The following is a 16,027-nucleotide window of genomic DNA, read 5'->3' as shown; positions in this document are numbered from 1 at the left end:
CAACAAAAAAACGTTCGGATTAAGCCAACGTGTTCCCTTATTGTTCCCTGTTTTTGGACTTTAATGTATGAATTTACTAACAGCTTCTGTTAAGCTGATGAACTGCTCAATGGACAATTGCTCGCCGCGAATATTAGGTGCTAAGCCCATATCGGCTAAAATCGCCGTCAATTCGTCGCGATGATTTTTACCACAAAGATGTAACAAGTTATTCAACAAATTCTTACGCCGTTGTTGGAAGCAAGACTGAACCACTTGATCAAACATGGCCTGATCGGCAATTTGATATGGCGAAGTTTGATAGCGGGTTAAGGTTAGCACCGCTGAATCCACATTGGGCTGAGGAATAAAGGCTGTTTTTGGAACGATCTCCGCAATTTCGGCAGCCATTTTCGTCTGAACACCAATGCTTAGCGCCCCATAATCTTTATGTCCAGGATGCGCAATAATGCGTTGTGCCACTTCTTTTTGAATCATTAACACTAATCGATCCGGTTGAATTTCGCCGTTGATCAATTGGAACATAATCGGCGTGGTGATGTAATAAGGCAAGTTAGCCACCACTTTAATGTTGCCGGTCAAGGGCTGATAAGGTGCCAATAATTCCGCTAAACTGGTTTTCAGAATATCCTGATTGACCACCTGAATATTGTCATATGGCGCCAAGGTTTCCGCCAAAATCGGTAACAATCGTTGATCGATTTCAACCGCAATCACTTGTTTCACCCGCCGTGCTAATTGCTCAGTTAACGAGCCAATTCCGGGACCAATTTCGATGACAGTGTCCGTGGCTTCTAAGTCAGCAGCAGCCACAATGGCACCTAAAACTTTCCGATTGGTCAGAAAGTTCTGACCCAAACTCTTTTTAAATTTAAAACCAAACTGGTGCAGAATCGCTTGGGTCCGAATCGGATCAGCAATATCTAAACGTTGTGGCTGTTCATTAGCCATCAGATACCTCCTAAAAATAGAGTGTGAGGGGTGCCGGGTAGACTGCGTAGCATAACTTCAATTATTTGATTGAGCTGGTGCCAACCAGATCGAGCAAATAATTAAGTTAGGCCTAGCAGTCTGGCACCCCGAACACGTTTCAAGCAACGGTACAATCAAACAATTGCCTAGCTAATCTGCTTCATGCATTTTAATTTGTTTCAGCGCCGCTTCAAAATCAGCCCGACTGATTCGCAACATGGTCAATCTGGGTAATAGTTGTTTGCCATTCGCGTAGCCAATATGCAGCAAGTCGCCTAATTGTTCGCGCCGGTCTTTGGCATCAGGGCCAGCAATTAAGCCCGCCGCAATCAAATCATGCTGAGTCAAATCGCTAACAAAATCAGGGTCAGTTGTTAAAACATTAGCCAAGCAATCTCGTAAAGCTTTAGCTGAAGCGTGTTCAACGCCTAAGCTACCCTTACCATGGGGTTTAGCTAAGCTGCGTGGTAAGAAAACTTGTTTGGCATCTGGCACCACTTCCAAAACTTTTTGGCGAATTTTCTGACCGTTAAAATCAGGATCAGTCAAAACAATAATTGGCCGTTCTTCCGCGGCGGCTTCAATGCGAGCCAATGTTTCTTCAGAAACAGCTGAACCTTGCGTCTCAATCGTATCGACCGGACCGAAAACTTCCCGTAAACGCCGAGTATCGTCGCGACCTTCGACCACAATAATTTCATTAATCATTTATCGGCCTCCAAGCCAAAGACTTTCAGCGTATTGCGATAAGTTTGGGCAGCAATTGTAGCAACTGGCAAACCTAATGTTGTGGCAATCTGGCGAACCGTATAGTAAGTGTAGCCCGGTTCGTTTTGCCGGCCGCGATAAGGCATTGGCGCTAAGTAAGGCGCGTCTGTTTCCACCAATAACTTATCTAAAGGCGCTTGTTTAACAGTCTCCCGCAAATAGGCCGCTTTTTTGAAAGTAATCACACCACTAAACGATAGATAAGCACCCAGATCTAAGAACTTCGGCGCCCAATCCGGTGTGGCATTAAAACTGTGCAAAATAATCCGACCAGCTGGCATTTGCGCCGCCTGCAAGATTTCATAAGTGTCCTCTAAGGCATCACGACTATGAATCGACACCGGCAAATCGAAGGCCTTAGCAATTTGCAATTGCTTGGCGAAAACTTGTCGCTGGACATCACGCGGCGAACTATCCCAATGATAATCCAAGCCGATTTCACCAACGGCGACAACTTTCGGCTCACGCAACTGTTGCCGTAAAGTCGCTTCAGCGGCCGCATCAAAGTTTTTCGCATCTTCAGGATGCCAACCGATCACGGCATACAAATTGGGAAAGTCACGAGCCAATTTCAAGGCGCCTTCATTCAAAGTTGGATTGGAACCAACAATGGCCATTTTAACTACACCAAGTGCGGCGGCTCGTTCAACGAAAAGCGCCTCTTGACCAGCAAAAGGCGTATCGTTTAAATGCGTATGAGAATCAAAAATTTTAACCAAAAATAACTCCTAACCAATCAACGAGCCATTAGGATGTTCATCGCCAACTAAGGCCAAACGAACTTTACCTTGCTCATCTTCTGAGGACAATAACATCCCATTAGAAACTTCACCACGAATTTTACGTGGTTGTAAATTCGTCACTGCTAAAACTTTATGATGAACTAATTCTTGATATTCAGGATAAAACTCAGCAATGCCAGAAAGAATTTGTCGGTGTTCGTCATGACCTAAATCAACTTCGAACTTCAACAACTTATCAGCTTTTTCTACCTTAGCCACTGAGAGAATCTCAGCCACGCGGATTTCAACTTCATCAAATTGGTTAAAGTTGATTTCTGGCTTTGCTTTAGTTTCTGGAGCTGGTGCCGCTGGTTTTTGTTCTTTCGCCATTTCTTGTTTGATGTAAGCCACTTCCTCATCACGATCAAGCCGTGGGAAGATTGGTTCGCCCTTCTTCACAACCTGACGATCAGCCGGGAATTCACCGAATTTAGGTGTGGCTACTTGTAACTCATCTTCACGCAAGCCAAGTTGAGCAAAAATTTTCTTTGGTGCATGGGGCATAATTGGCTGAATCAAAATAGCAATGATCCGTAAACTTTCAGCTAAGTGACCCATAACGTTAGCCAATTCAGCCTTTTTAGCAGGATCTTTCGCCAAATTCCATGGTTCAGTTTCGTCAATATATTTATTAGCGCGACTGACTAATTGCCAAATTTTCTCCAAGGCCGTTGGGAATTGATAATGGGTCATCGCCGCTTGATAGTCAGCAATTACTTGATCAGCCGTTTCTGCTAACTCACGATCAGCTGCAACATGTTCATCCAAAGTGGTTGGCACAACGCCACCCTCGTACTTGTTGATCATCGCAACGGTCCGATTCAGCAAATTGCCCAAATCATTAGCCAAGTCGAAATTAATTCGATCCACATAATCTTCCGGTGTGAAAATACCGTCGTGACCAAATGGAAAAGCGCGCATTAGGTAATAACGTAATGGGTCAAGGCCGTAACGTTGGACTAACATTTCTGGGTAAACAACATTGCCTTTCGACTTCGACATTTTACCGTTCTTCATTAAGAGCCAGCCATGACCATAAACTTGCTTAGGCAATGGTAAATCTAAAGCCATCAAAATAATTGGCCAATAAATCGTATGGAAACGAACAATTTCCTTACCAACAAATTGGACATTAGCAGGCCAATACTTCTTGAAGAGACTGTCGTCATCACTACCGTAACCTAAAGCCGTAATATAGTTCAGCAAGGCATCGACCCAAACATAAACGACATGCTTAGGATTTTCGGGAATAGGCACACCCCAGTTGAAGGTGGTCCGTGACATTGCCAAATCTTCCAAGCCTGGTTTAATGAAATTATTGATCATTTCATTTTTACGTGATTCAGGCTGGATGAAAGTTGGATTATCATCATAGAACTTCAACAGCCGATCAGCATATTTACTCATTTTGAAGAAATAAGATTCTTCGCTGACCAATTGCACATCATGGCCAGATGGTGCTTTACCACCGATCACTTTGCCATTCTCATCACGATAAACTTCAGCCAACTGTGATTCAGTAAAGTATTCTTCGTCGGAAACAGAATACCAGCCAGTGTACTTACCTAAATAAACGTCACCTTGCTTAATTAGACGTTCAACGATTTTTTGAACAGCTTTAACGTGATATTCGTCAGTCGTCCGAATAAATTTATTGTTAGTAATTTCTAGCATTTTCCAAAGATTCTGAATGCCAGCTGCCATCTTATCAACATAAGCTTGGGGCGTAATGCCTTGAGCCTCAGCTTTTTGTTCAATTTTAAGACCGTGTTCGTCAGTCCCCGTTAAGAAGAAGACGTCAAAACCTTGCAAACGTTTGTAGCGAGCCAAACTGTCTGCAGCAATTGTTGTGTAACAATTGCCGATCGTTAATTTACCAGAAGGATAATAAATTGGTGTTGTAATATAATAGGTTGGTTTTGCCACAAGAAAAACCTCCAACGACATTTAAGCGTAAATTTAACATGCAAAGCATATTCAGAGAATATTATAGCATAATGAAAACGGGTTGTGAGACCAGGTCAAAATTGATTATTACCGAAATCAGAAAACCTTGTGTAGGTGGTGAAACAAAATTGAGCCGACTCCATTGCGGGCTTGCTGGTTGTGGAACGCGGCCGACGCTGATCTGAGCCAATTGAAAAACAAATTGTCTCAGATACAGGTCTTATTGTAGGTACTAAAGCACTAACAATAATTTGGCGGCTGACAACCACGCCCTCCATTCCGTCTGGAGTTGGTATGGAGCACTTCAACTTTGTTTGTACTTAACACAATTATAGTGAGGACTAATCAACCAAATTCAAATTGTTGCATAACTAAACAGGCTTTATTAGTTACAGCCTTTGTTTTTATAAATAGTGGTGACCAATTTTGTTAGTTTCATCAGACGGTTGCTGGGTCATTAGCAGCTAGCTTTACCTGTGCTGCCTTGATATCAACCAAATCTATAGTGAACTAGACTAGCTCAAAACGCAGTGGAGGCCGTCGGGGTGCCAGGCGTGAAATTATCGTTGGTGCTTTAGCACTTACGATAAGGCTTGTATTGAAGATTGTTGCATAGCAATAAGCTTCAATCAATGCCCACACCGTTCCGCATCCCGCCGGCCGCAACGGAGTTGTCCACCATTCTGCCCCAAACCCGTTCTTGTCACGACGTTCCACACTCTTTAAATCGTCAGTAATCTCAATATTTTTGATACAAAAAAATAAGGCTCAGATGAGCCTTATTTTCCTTCTTTAGGAGAAGTAGTAAGCTTATGCGTTAGCGTCGGCACGATTTTCAGCCTTAGCTTTTTCAACGATTGAATCTGTTGTGTCTTTGTCGAAGAAGTGAGCCTTGTTCAAGTCAAAGGCTAATTGAACTTCTTCACCAGGATGATGGAAGTCACGCGCATCAACCTTAGCAACATATTCACTAGAACCAGTTGTCAAGTAGAGTAATGATTCGGCACCAAGCAATTCAGAAACGACGATCTTGCCCTTAGCAGCTGCCTTAGGGAATGTTTCGATGAAGGCTTGTTCAGTATGGATATCTTCAGGACGAACGCCTAAAGTTAAGTCCTTGCCATCATAACCGTCTTCGTTAAGAATCTTAGCTCGGCCTTCAGGGACAACAATGTTGATGTCCTTGTTAGCATCAGTTAAGACACCATTTTCGTAATGAACTTCAAAGAAGTTCATTGCAGGTGAACCAATAAATCCGGCAACGAATTTATTCTTAGGTGTATCGTAAACTTCTTGAGGAGTACCAATTTGTTGAACTTGGCCCATTGACATAACAACGATCCGGTCGGCCATAGTCATGGCTTCTGTCTGGTCATGGGTTACATAGATAGTAGTTGTGTTCAAACGTTGGTGTAATTTAGCAATTTCAGAACGCATCGTTACACGTAACTTGGCATCCAAGTTAGATAAAGGTTCATCCATTAAGAAGATAGGAGCATCACGGACAATCGCACGGCCTAAGGCAACACGCTGACGTTGACCACCAGATAAAGCAGCTGGTTTACGATCCAAGTAATCTTCCAAGCCTAAGATTTTAGCAGCTTCTTCAACACGCTTCTTGATATCATCTTTTTCGTATTTACGTAATTTCAAACCGAAAGCCATGTTATCAAAAACAGTCATATGTGGATACAAAGCGTAGTTCTGGAATACCATGGCGATGTCACGGTCTTTAGGAGCAACATCGTTCATGATCTTGCCGCCGATCTTTAAATCGCCTTTAGTAATATCTTCCAAACCGGCAATCATCCGTAATGTGGTTGATTTACCACAGCCTGAAGGGCCGACAAATACGATAAATTCATGGTCATCAATGTGTAAGTCAAAATCTGATACTGCGAAGTCATTTTCTTCTGCATTTGCATATTGTTTGTAAATGTGATCTAGGTCTACTTTAACCATTTCGAAAAACACCTTTCCTTTTGGAGTACAAATACATCATAAAAGAAAACGATTACTACAACCAGCCCAACCCGCACAAAAAAGCGTTTTCGCAATTGTGCAACCTGCCGAAAGCTGTGTCCCCTGTGGTGGTCTACTGATCAGCAAATAAGGTATAATGGCCCTATTCCAATGTTATCTTGAGGTGTCTACATGTTGAATATTCAAATTGGTTTAACTACCTGGAGTCGCCATCCAAACTTACTGCCGACAATTAAAACACCGAGTCTGACTGATTACAGTCATATTTTTCCCGTAGTTGAATTAGATACTTTTTTCTACGCGCTTAAGGAAGCTAGCGTCGTTGCCAATTGGCAGCAGCAAGTGCCGAGCAATTTTAAATTCATTGTTAAAGTGCCCAGCGCCTTAACTTGGCAGCAAGAATTGCAGCCGGCAACAACCTTCAGCGATTTATTCCGGGACTTTCGCCAAACAATCGTACCAATTGTGGCAACTCATCAATTAGCGGGCGTGCTCATGCAATTCCCCCCTGCTTTCGATTTAACTGAGACTCATCTTAACTATTTAACCCTAGCGCGAAAAAGCCTGCCCAAATTACCGATTTTTCTCGAATTTCGTCATCGTAGTTGGTATGAGCCCCAATATACACAGCAAATCAGCCAGCGCCTCCAACAACTGCAGTTAACTTTGGGCATTATTGACGAACCCAATATTGGCCTAGAAAGCGTGCCGCGCTTGCCGATTGTAACGACACCACCAGTCAGTTTCTGGCGTTTTCACGGTCGTAATGCCGAGAACTGGGCCAAAAAAGGCGCTGGTAGTAAAGAAGGGCGCACTTTATATCGTTATTCAGCTGTTGAGCTAGAACAATTGGCGGCCGAAGTACGGTCAGTTGCCACAAATGTCACCACTAATTACGTGATCTTCAACAATAATGCCAATGCAGACGCCGCCGATAATGCGTTGCAGTTCAGTCAATTGCTTGGTCTAAATTACCAACGACCTGGTGGCGAGCAATTGGATTTATTCTGAGTCTGTTCACCATACAACTAATTTGAGCTTCTAAAACTTGGATAAGATGTTAAAACAGAACAAGGTCTGACTCCATTCCGGGCTGCTTGGCGTGGAACGCGGCCGACACTGATTGAAGCCTTTTTTCAAAAGTCTTCAATACAGGTCTTATTGTAAGTGCTAAAGCACCAACAATAATTTGGCGGCTGACACCAAGATCCCTCCATTCCGTCTGGAGTTGAGGTAGAACACTTCAGTTTTGCGAGTGATATAGGCAGTTGCAGTGGGATTAATCAACTTAATTCAAATTGTTGCAACAACTGAATAGTAATGTCAAAAAAGTCTGTCTGACAGTTTCTGGGTTTATCCAGATTGTCAAACAGACTTATTATTTTGCGCTAATTGTTTTTCAAATTAGTGGTGCTCAATTCTGTTAGTTTCATCAAGGTGGTTGCTGGGCGATTGGCGTCTAGCTTTGCCAGTGCTGCCTTGCTATCTATTAAATCTCAAGTGGTTCGGCCTAGCTCAAAACGCAGTGGAGGCCGCCGGGTTGTCAGCCGCGAAATTATCCTTGGCGCTTTAGCGCTTAGGATAAGGCTTGTATTTAAGATTTTGCGCAGCAAAAGCTTAAATCAATGCCCGCAGCGTTCCACAACCCGCCGGCCGCAACGGAGTTGTCCACTACTCTGCCTAAAAACTAGTTAAAATTAAAATCACCCAGCAACCGCCTTCCAGTTTAGGGAAGACGGCACTATTCGATGTCTAGTAAACTAACTTTCGAAACAGTTCTAATCAGCATATTTTCCAGAGCGTCGTTGTGCCCGAGCAATCAATGGCAAGATTGCGCCAATACCGACCATAATAATTGGTTCAATAATATTTAACGCAATCACATGCCAGTATGCAGCTGAGCCCACTGGTTCATCAACTTGGAAGACTGACAAGCAAGCAGCGCCAAAGGTTAAAATCAAGCACCACCAACCTACAGTTAAGGCAAGTTTACGATTTTTAATATAAACAAATTCTGAAGGATACTTATCCTGCTTCAACCGCACCCAAATAAATGAAGTGAACAAGAAGCAAGTCGCAAATGGCGAAACAATCCCATTAAGATTCAAGAGCTGATTAAAAATCGAGTTCATGTTCGGCAAAGTGGCACTAAGCACCATGATCACCATACAAATTCCGGTCGTTAACCAGTAACCATTGATTGGCAAGCCACGATTGTCAAGCTTGGTCAGTTGTCGTGGCAAGTATTTCTTAGCCGTATCTGACAAGAACATCCGGGTACCAGCATCAATCAGCACCGCTAATTGTGCCATCATATAAATCGCTTGGGTAACGGCAAAAGCATAAAGGAAGAAACGGCCCATGCCAAATTCCTCGCCCATGTATTGAAAGGCGTAATAAGAACCGTTCATTTTCAAATCATTGGGCAAATGATGAGCGTTGAAGAAAACACCTAGCGAGAATGAACCGAGAACTGTTAAGAAACCAGTCATAATGGCTAACATCCACATCGCCTTAGGAAAGTCCCGCTTGCCGTCCTTCATCTCAGTAACATAAGGAGCAACATACTCAGACCCGTTCATGGCAAAAATGAATAAACCAATCGTCGTGAAATACGTAAAGTTAAACTTCGGAATCATTGACTTAATGGTAAATGGTTCGGTGTGCGGCATATTCCCTTTGCCTAAATAAGCAAAAGTCATGATGACATACAAGATGGTCATGATGAACATGGCGCCACCACCAATAATGCCCAGCCACTGCAACGAATTGCGTAAATGGTGTTGAATGAAAATAAAGAGCGTGAAAATAACAGCCGTCAATAAAGCAAACATACTATTACTCATATGATCTTGCATGGAAGGATTCCCATTGACCAACCAGCCGAAAGAAATCACCATCGAATTGGCAACGTCAACAACGTATGGCAACCCAACGACCCAATAAATCCAAGCGGCAATATAACCCCAAGTGTCGCCCCAAGTACCACGGACCCAAGAGGATAAACCGCCACCCTCTTTACTGAAAACAGAGCCCAAGTGACCAACCATCATTTCGTAAGGAATCACGAATAAAAATAGCATTAAAATCCAAGTCGTTACCGTACCCAAACCCTGGTTACGGAAGTTATAAATAATATCGTCGAAACCAATTACCGTCACAAAGTCCATCAACGCAATAACTGGCCAACTAATAAATTTCTTTTTCGGTTCTAAATCATCCATCTTGCTAAGCCCCTTAAAATAAGTTGTGAGGAATAGCGGTTGTTTGCTATCCCGAACACGATTAATAATCTTTTATAAGTATAAAGAAATTATTACGAGTTGCAAGGGCCTTCGCGAATTTTCAGAAAACCACCGCGCTGTTTTTTAGCGTGGTGGTTTTTCTGTGACCAATCATTATTTATCAGTTGTTGCATGGTCATCTTGCCAAGCTTTCATTAGTTTGGCCTGATACTGCTTGGAAACCAGCATAATGTCAGTGAATAGCGTCTTTAAATATGGCCGTTTATCAACGGGCGTTTGATCGGCAACTCGTTGATAAACCAGTTTTTCTCGTTGCTGATCCAATAAAGGCAGATTGTGCGCCAGTTTGGTCGTGGCGATTTTTTCTGAAACCGCTAAGCGCCGGACTAATAAATCCACTAATTGTTGATCGATTTCATCAATTTCTTGTCGTTCTGGTTCTAGCATGATTGTAAAGCCTCCGTTAATTCTTGGAAAATTTTCAAAGCATCCCCCTGGATCATTTGCACACTGTCTGGGGCCGCAATTTGTTCTTGATTAATGACGAAAACTGGCACCGCCGCACCACGATACTGCAGTAATTGGGCAAAAGGATAGACCCGAAAACTAGTGCCAACAATCATGATCAAATCGGCCTGATTAACAGTCGCCACTGAGGCAGTCAGTTTAGCCGTATTAATTGGCTCGTTGTACAAAACAATCCGCGGTCGGATAATTCCTTGATCAAGTTGATGGTGATAATCTTGGGCATATTCTTGATAGCTCACACTTTGCCCACATTTCTGGCAATACAAATCGTATAGATCACCATGAAACTCGATGACGTGCTGATTGCCAGCTTTTATGTCCAAGCCATCAACGTTTTGGGTAATTAATTGCCCCTTCTGATTACAGAGCCGGGCAATTTCCTGATGAATTTCATTGGGATTGGCCTGAGGATAATACATCCGCTGCATCACAAAATCGTAAAAATCAGCTGGGTGTGCCTCAAGATTTTCATGGCTCAGAAGATACTCAGGATCAGCCTGATCGGCATACAGGCCTGTTTTAGAGCGATAATCAGGAATACCTGAATGAGTCGAAACGCCAGCACCAGTTAAAAACACTAAATTCTGCGCTTGCTTAATCGCAGTCGCTAAATCAGCAACGGTCGCCATTATTTGACCTCCTCAGCAGCAAAAATCGGCTCATCGCGTCCCGCATAATCAAAGTGATATTGCTGACAAAATTCAGCAACTGATAGTTGATAACGTTGCAACATTGCTTCCTTAGCTTGCTGCTTAGGTGATAACGACAGACGCCAAGTAGCTTGATCATCTTTTTTACTAATCACTAAATAATCAGATTGTTTAGCCGGGTCATGCCACAATTGGAATAATTGTTCAACGCGCAGCTTTAATTCTCGAGGTGACAAAACGGGCGTGACTAATAAGTCGCGACTAAACTCAACTGGCAAACCTGCTTGCTGTTCAGCAAACAGCTTCAGTAATTTCAACAAGGTGCCGCGTAAATCTCGATTAGTCCGCAATTCCTTGCTCGTGGCAATTTGCCATAATTGATCAGCAATGGCCCAGGCTTGGGGATAATCAGTCGCCCAGCTAGTGTCAGCGACTTGTGCCGCCGTTAGAAAAATCCGCGCGTCAAACAATTGCAAACTGTTCGCCATCATTGTGGTCGTTTCCCCGGTGCCCGGCGCATCACGCAATAAATTATGGGTATAATATTGACGCATAGCTAATTGAGTTGGCTGATCTAAGGCATCAGCCGCAACTAAATAATCTCGCATAGGCACATGAACCAATGATTCTAACATAATTCGGCCCAAGGTCAGCAAGACTTGATCAATCTCAGAGTGGTCTTGATGAGCTGAACTAATTTTAATACTTTGACGGCCTTCTTGTTGTAAATGAAGCAATTCATGAGCTACAATAAAATTAGCAAAGCGTGGATTCGGAATCATTAGATGTAGATTATTTTGGGGATCACGAATAATTTTTGAGGCCGTGGGATCAAGGACTAAGGAATCTGGTCCCGCCACTTCTAATTCGAGTTTTTGTGGTGCAATCCGTTCACGTTCGTGCTGTAACAAAGCTTGAACTTTAGTATTTAAAGGTAAAGTCACTATCATTTATTTAGCCTCTACTTTATTTTTATAATGTTACTTACTACTAGTATAACGCAAGCCGCACTCATAAATGTAGCCAAGGGAGACGATTGATTGCAAATTAAAGTACCGTTAACGGCGAGCGGCTTTCTAGCCGATCGTTATAGTAAATATGCGTCACTTAACGAACAGTATCAGGGCTATCCGATTATCTCGCCGCCGATTAGTATTCGTGAGGTGCCTGCAGAAACTAAAAGTTTGGCACTTAGCTTATTAGATTATGATGCTGTGCCTGTTAGTGGTTTCGTTTGGATCCATTGGCTGGCGGCAAATTTTGCCCCAGATGTCACTGAGATTCCCGAAGACAGCAGTCAGCATCCTCAATTTAATTTTGTCCAAGGTCGTAATAGTAATGCTGGTGGGCTGATTCATCAAAGTGACCCTACAATTTATCAACATTATGTGGGGCCACAACCACCTGATCGGACACATCAGTATCAATTAACGGTCTACGCACTTAAGCAACCCCTTGAACTTCAATCCGGCTTCTGGTTTAATCAATTTCAACAAGCAATTGAACCACAAATTATTACGACCGCAACCTTATTGTTGCCTGGCCGTGCATAGGAGGATTCATTATGCGTCAAGTTAGTATCGGACTCGAAAACATTAATGCCTCAGAAATCGCCCTCGGTTTAATGCGCATTCCTGACAAAACCATTGATGAAACAGTTAACTTATTAGAAACAGCCGTTGATCAAGGCATCAACTTTTTTGATAATGCTGATATTTACGGTGGTGGTGATGCCGAGACGCGCTTTGGTGATGCCTTAGCTGCTTCCAGTATTAACCGCGATAACATTTTAATTCAAACCAAAGTTGGTATCGGCCAACATCAATATGACTTTTCTAAAAAGCATATTATTGACGGTCTCAACGGCAGTTTGGAGCGAATGGGCTTAGATCATGTTGACTTCTTACTGTTGCACCGACCAGATGCCTTAATGGAACCTGACGAAATTGCTGAAGCTTTCTTCGAATTACAAAAAGCTGGCAAGGTTCGCGAGTTCGGGGTCAGCAATTTTAATCCAATGCAAGTTGAATTACTTCAACAAGCTGTGGCCCAACCATTGGTCATCAACCAACTCCAATTAGGCCTAATGCACACCGGCATGATTGATTTCGGCTTCCATACTAATATGGCTGACAATCGCAGTATCAATCATGATGGTGGCCTATATGAATACTCTCGTTTGAACAACATGACAATTCAAGCTTGGAGTCCTTATCAATATGGTTTCTTCGAAGGCGTCTTTATTAATAATCCGAAGTTTCCTAAACTGAATGCCGTTCTGAAGAAAATGGCTGACAAATATAACAGCAATGTTAACGCTGTGGCAGCGGCTTGGATCTTACGTTTGCCAACTAGCGTCCAAGTGATTGCTGGTACGACCAACGCTGATCGTTTGAAACAAATCTGCGAAGCTGACCAAGTTCAACTGACTCGTTCAGAATGGTATGAACTATACTTAGCTGCCGGCAACGATTTGCCATAGGGAGCTCAGTTAGACGCTTCTTAGTTGAGCACGAGAGAAGTTCTGTGGTTTAAACAGAATTGAGTCTGACTGCATTGCGGGCTGCTTGGCGTGGAACGCGGCCGACACTGATCTGAGCCAATTACAAAGCAAGAATCAAAACCCATGGTGAAGACGCTAAAACGCCATTGAGTCTGACTCCATTGCGGGCTTGCTGGTTGTGGAACGCGGCCGGCATCGATTTGAACCAATTGGAGACCAAATTGTTTCAAATGCGAGCCTTCTTCTAAGCGATAAATCGCTAAGAAGAATTTGGCGGCTGAAAACCACGCCCTCCATTCCGTCTGGAGTTGAGGTGGTCCGCTCCAGCTTTGTTAGTGATTAAGACAATGATAGTGGGTCTAATCAACTTAATTCAAATTGGGGTCGCAACTGAATAGTAATACGAAAAAGCCTGTTTGACAGTTTCTGGTTTAATTCCAGAAAACTTGTCAAACGGGCTTTGTTATTTCCCACAGTCTGTTTTTCTAAACAGTGGTGCTCAATTCTGTCCGTTTCCACAGGTGTTTGCTGGGCGAGTGACGTTTGTGCTGCTTTGATAGCTGCCAAGGTTAAATTTGACTCAACAAACTCTACACGTGATGAAGAATACTGGGTTATCATTCGCCAAATTAGCGGTGACATCAGTCGTGTGATCATCATACTCTTACAAATACTGCCTTGAAGTATTAACAAAGATAAAGTGCACCAACTCAACTCTGGACGGAATGGAGGGATCTTGGCGTCAGCCGCCAAATTATTGTTGGTGCTTTAGCACTTACAATAAGACTTGTATTTGAGATTGTTGCGCAGCAATAAGCTCAAATCAACGTCGGCCGCGTTCCACGCCAAGCAGCCCGGAATGGAGTCAGACTCAATTCAGTTTTAGACCTATATCATAGCTTCGATCAGTGCCCGTATCATTTCAAAACAACACTCTCACCAACACCCATTCGTGCAAAGAACCCAATTTTAAACAATTCCATTAACAAAAAGCTGATAATTTTATTCGTTTAATTAATCATCGTTAAGAAAAGTGCTAGTTAACGAGTCGTTAAAACTTCAAAATGAAAGGCTTTGTGGTAGGCTTACAGTAGTAACTTGTCTAAACAAATAGTCACTGCTGCGCAAGTGAAATAAACTTGGTTTTTAGTCATTACTGCTTGATGGATTGTTTTGGGGGAATCATCTATGAGCACGAATCTGAAGAAAACTGCAACAAATATGATTGAGAAACTTGGTGGTCAGAAAAATATCAAATTAGTTACCCATTGTGTCACGCGCTTACGCTTTTCATTACTGGATCCTAGCTTGGTCGACGAAATCCAATTGAAAGAACTACCAGAAGTCATGGGGATCATGAAACAACAAGGTCAATTTCAAATTATTATTGGCCCCACAAAAATCGATTCTCTCTACTCGGCGCTTGAACAACAACTTGACCAAAATAAACTGGCAAAAGTAAGTTCTAAAATTGTCCAAACTGCTCACAAAAATTGGTTACAACAAGGTTTAACTGTTTTTGCGGATATTTTCATCCCAATCTTGCCAGTAATTGTTGGTGCTGGTGTCCTGCTGGGAATTGGCAATGTCCTGACTGCACCAGGTATTTTTGGTGCGACCACTTTAATTCAACAATTTCCACAATTTAAAGGGCTCACTGAAATGATTATCATGGTCGCCAACACGGCCTTCACTTATATTCCGGTGTTGGTCTGTTGGTCAGCTACTAAACGCTTCGGTGGTAATCCCGCCTTAGGCATCGTTCTGGGCTTGGTTTTAATCAACAGTCAATTGTTGCCAAGTAGTGAGATGAGCGGGGTTTTTAGTGGTAAAATTAAGCCAGTTTATTGGGATATCTTTGGTTTAAAAATCCAACAAATTGGTTATCAAAATTCTGTCTTACCGCCTTTATTAGCCGCCTTGTTATTAGTTCAATTGGAGAAATTATTGAAACGTTATTTGCCGAATATTCTTCAATCGATTGTGGTGGCACCACTGGCTATTTTTGTGACCGCCTTTTTTACTTTCCTAGTTATCGGGCCGGTGACCAATCAACTGGCTAGCTGGATTACTGATCCATTAACCGCTCTCTTCAAATACCAACCACTAATCGCCGGCTTAATCTTTGGTTTATTATGGGAACCACTAGTGGTGTCCGGCCTGCATTATGCTTTGATTGCCTTCAACATTCAGCAAATCGCTGCCACTCAGCAAAGCCAGATGATTGCCATTATTGCCACGATTTGCATGGCTGAAGCCGGCGCTGATTTAGCAATGGTTTTATTAACAAAGCACGGCAAAAAGCGCAGTTTGGCATTATCAGCAACAATTTCTTCACTACTGGGCGTCACAGAACCATCAATGTTTGGTGTCACGATTCCCAATCGTTATCCATTTATTTGCGTCATGGGCAGTGCTGGTCTAGCTGGTCTGCTAGTGGCTTGGAGCCAAGAGTACGCCATTTCTGCCGGCCCTGCTGGACCATTGTCACTAGTCATTATTCCGGTGCAATATTGGGGCATCCATGGCTTGATCATGCTAATCACCTTGCTAAGTGGTTTTCTAAGTACTTTTATTTGTGGTTATCTTTTGAATCGTAAGCGTGTTTTATCGGAGCAGCCAGTTTCAATTAATCAATAATCTTGATGG

Annotated in this window: 15 protein-coding genes; 4 read left to right on the top strand and 11 right to left on the bottom strand. The window is 42.8% G+C overall.

What is annotated here, in order from left to right:
• Nucleotides 1-60 precede the first annotated feature (60 nt).
• The 6 genes from rsmA to EKM82_RS08965 form a co-directional block, all read right to left on the bottom strand.
• Nucleotides 61-951 (bottom strand): 16S rRNA (adenine(1518)-N(6)/adenine(1519)-N(6))-dimethyltransferase RsmA, encoded by an 891-nt coding sequence (gene rsmA, locus EKM82_RS08985; RefSeq protein WP_125768233.1) that lies wholly within the window; start codon nucleotides 949-951, stop codon nucleotides 61-63.
• A 171-nt stretch (nucleotides 952-1,122) separates the two neighbouring features.
• Nucleotides 1,123-1,680 carry a ribonuclease M5 gene (gene rnmV, locus EKM82_RS08980; protein ID WP_125768230.1) on the bottom strand — a complete coding sequence of 186 codons (558 nt, stop codon included), beginning with the start codon at nucleotides 1,678-1,680 and terminating at the stop codon, nucleotides 1,123-1,125.
• Nucleotides 1,677-2,459, bottom strand: a complete 783-nt coding sequence (locus EKM82_RS08975; protein WP_125768226.1) for a TatD family hydrolase — start codon at nucleotides 2,457-2,459, stop codon at nucleotides 1,677-1,679. The genes rnmV and EKM82_RS08975 overlap by 4 nt, the downstream gene beginning before the upstream one ends.
• A gap of 9 nt (nucleotides 2,460-2,468) precedes the next feature.
• Nucleotides 2,469-4,469 (bottom strand): methionine--tRNA ligase, encoded by a 2,001-nt coding sequence (gene metG, locus EKM82_RS08970; RefSeq protein WP_125768224.1) that lies wholly within the window; start codon nucleotides 4,467-4,469, stop codon nucleotides 2,469-2,471.
• A 74-nt stretch (nucleotides 4,470-4,543) separates the two neighbouring features.
• Nucleotides 4,544-4,747 carry a hypothetical protein gene (locus EKM82_RS11540; protein WP_164508201.1) on the bottom strand — a complete coding sequence of 68 codons (204 nt, stop codon included), beginning with the start codon at nucleotides 4,745-4,747 and terminating at the stop codon, nucleotides 4,544-4,546.
• 532 nt (nucleotides 4,748-5,279) lie between these two features.
• Nucleotides 5,280-6,431 (bottom strand): ABC transporter ATP-binding protein, encoded by a 1,152-nt coding sequence (locus tag EKM82_RS08965; protein ID WP_125768221.1) that lies wholly within the window; start codon nucleotides 6,429-6,431, stop codon nucleotides 5,280-5,282.
• 192 nt (nucleotides 6,432-6,623) lie between these two features.
• On the opposite strand from EKM82_RS08965, the gene EKM82_RS08960 reads away from it, so the two are divergent.
• Nucleotides 6,624-7,463: a DUF72 domain-containing protein gene (locus tag EKM82_RS08960; protein WP_125768218.1), complete on the top strand. Its 840-nt coding sequence runs from the start codon at nucleotides 6,624-6,626 to the stop codon at nucleotides 7,461-7,463.
• A gap of 767 nt (nucleotides 7,464-8,230) precedes the next feature.
• Here the strand turns inward: EKM82_RS08960 and EKM82_RS08955 are convergent.
• The 4 genes from EKM82_RS08955 to EKM82_RS08940 all read right to left on the bottom strand — a co-directional run bounded on the left by EKM82_RS08955 (nucleotide 8,231) and on the right by EKM82_RS08940 (nucleotide 11,825).
• Nucleotides 8,231-9,676, bottom strand: coding sequence for an APC family permease (locus EKM82_RS08955; protein WP_125768215.1), 1,446 nt, complete (start codon nucleotides 9,674-9,676; stop codon nucleotides 8,231-8,233).
• 174 nt (nucleotides 9,677-9,850) lie between these two features.
• Nucleotides 9,851-10,144, bottom strand: coding sequence for a chorismate mutase (locus EKM82_RS08950; protein ID WP_125768212.1), 294 nt, complete (start codon nucleotides 10,142-10,144; stop codon nucleotides 9,851-9,853).
• Nucleotides 10,138-10,854, bottom strand: a complete 717-nt coding sequence (locus EKM82_RS08945; protein WP_125768209.1) for an NAD-dependent protein deacylase — start codon at nucleotides 10,852-10,854, stop codon at nucleotides 10,138-10,140. The genes EKM82_RS08950 and EKM82_RS08945 overlap by 7 nt, the downstream gene beginning before the upstream one ends.
• On the bottom strand, nucleotides 10,854-11,825 hold the full coding sequence (locus EKM82_RS08940) for a hypothetical protein (RefSeq protein WP_125768206.1): 972 nt from the start codon (nucleotides 11,823-11,825) through the stop codon (nucleotides 10,854-10,856). Before EKM82_RS08940 ends, EKM82_RS08945 begins: the two co-directional genes overlap by 1 nt.
• A gap of 90 nt (nucleotides 11,826-11,915) precedes the next feature.
• Here EKM82_RS08940 and EKM82_RS08935 point away from each other — a divergent pair, with 90 nt between their 5' ends.
• Nucleotides 11,916-12,428 (top strand): YbhB/YbcL family Raf kinase inhibitor-like protein, encoded by a 513-nt coding sequence (locus EKM82_RS08935; RefSeq protein WP_125768203.1) that lies wholly within the window; start codon nucleotides 11,916-11,918, stop codon nucleotides 12,426-12,428.
• A gap of 11 nt (nucleotides 12,429-12,439) precedes the next feature.
• A complete protein-coding gene (locus EKM82_RS08930; RefSeq protein ID WP_125768200.1) occupies nucleotides 12,440-13,357 on the top strand; it encodes an aldo/keto reductase in 918 nt (305 codons plus the stop codon).
• A gap of 156 nt (nucleotides 13,358-13,513) precedes the next feature.
• Here the strand turns inward: EKM82_RS08930 and EKM82_RS11535 are convergent, their stop codons facing one another.
• The gene (locus tag EKM82_RS11535; RefSeq protein ID WP_164508200.1) at nucleotides 13,514-13,675 is read right to left on the bottom strand and encodes a hypothetical protein; all 162 of its coding nucleotides are present in this window, start codon (nucleotides 13,673-13,675) and stop codon (nucleotides 13,514-13,516) included.
• A gap of 891 nt (nucleotides 13,676-14,566) precedes the next feature.
• On the opposite strand from EKM82_RS11535, the gene EKM82_RS08925 reads away from it, so the two are divergent.
• Entirely contained in the window at nucleotides 14,567-16,018 is a 1,452-nt protein-coding gene (locus tag EKM82_RS08925; RefSeq protein ID WP_125768197.1) for a PTS transporter subunit EIIC, read from the top strand.
• Nucleotides 16,019-16,027 lie beyond the last annotated feature (9 nt).

Source organism: Lapidilactobacillus wuchangensis, from assembly GCF_003946645.1.
In the GTDB taxonomy this organism is placed as follows: domain Bacteria; phylum Bacillota; class Bacilli; order Lactobacillales; family Lactobacillaceae; genus Lapidilactobacillus; species Lapidilactobacillus wuchangensis.
Note: the sequence above shows the minus strand (reverse complement) of the source record. Positions and strands in the feature narration are given on the sequence as shown.

Excerpts from the sequence above, each read along its gene's own strand:
- rsmA (WP_125768233.1), bottom strand. The coding sequence starts at position 951 with ATGGCTAATGAACAGCCACAACGTTTAGATATTGCTGATCCGATTCGG.
- rnmV (WP_125768230.1), bottom strand. The coding sequence starts at position 1,680 with ATGATTAATGAAATTATTGTGGTCGAAGGTCGCGACGATACTCGGCGT.
- metG (WP_125768224.1), bottom strand. The coding sequence starts at position 4,469 with ATGTCGTTGGAGGTTTTTCTTGTGGCAAAACCAACCTATTATATTACA.
- EKM82_RS11540 (WP_164508201.1), bottom strand. The coding sequence starts at position 4,747 with ATGGAGGGCGTGGTTGTCAGCCGCCAAATTATTGTTAGTGCTTTAGTA.
- EKM82_RS08965 (WP_125768221.1), bottom strand. The coding sequence starts at position 6,431 with ATGGTTAAAGTAGACCTAGATCACATTTACAAACAATATGCAAATGCA.
- EKM82_RS08960 (WP_125768218.1), top strand. The coding sequence starts at position 6,624 with ATGTTGAATATTCAAATTGGTTTAACTACCTGGAGTCGCCATCCAAAC.
- EKM82_RS08955 (WP_125768215.1), bottom strand. The coding sequence starts at position 9,676 with ATGGATGATTTAGAACCGAAAAAGAAATTTATTAGTTGGCCAGTTATT.
- EKM82_RS08950 (WP_125768212.1), bottom strand. The coding sequence starts at position 10,144 with ATGCTAGAACCAGAACGACAAGAAATTGATGAAATCGATCAACAATTA.
- EKM82_RS08945 (WP_125768209.1), bottom strand. The coding sequence starts at position 10,854 with ATGGCGACCGTTGCTGATTTAGCGACTGCGATTAAGCAAGCGCAGAAT.
- EKM82_RS08940 (WP_125768206.1), bottom strand. The coding sequence starts at position 11,825 with ATGATAGTGACTTTACCTTTAAATACTAAAGTTCAAGCTTTGTTACAG.
- EKM82_RS08930 (WP_125768200.1), top strand. The coding sequence starts at position 12,440 with ATGCGTCAAGTTAGTATCGGACTCGAAAACATTAATGCCTCAGAAATC.
- EKM82_RS11535 (WP_164508200.1), bottom strand. The coding sequence starts at position 13,675 with ATGGAGGGCGTGGTTTTCAGCCGCCAAATTCTTCTTAGCGATTTATCG.
- EKM82_RS08925 (WP_125768197.1), top strand. The coding sequence starts at position 14,567 with ATGAGCACGAATCTGAAGAAAACTGCAACAAATATGATTGAGAAACTT.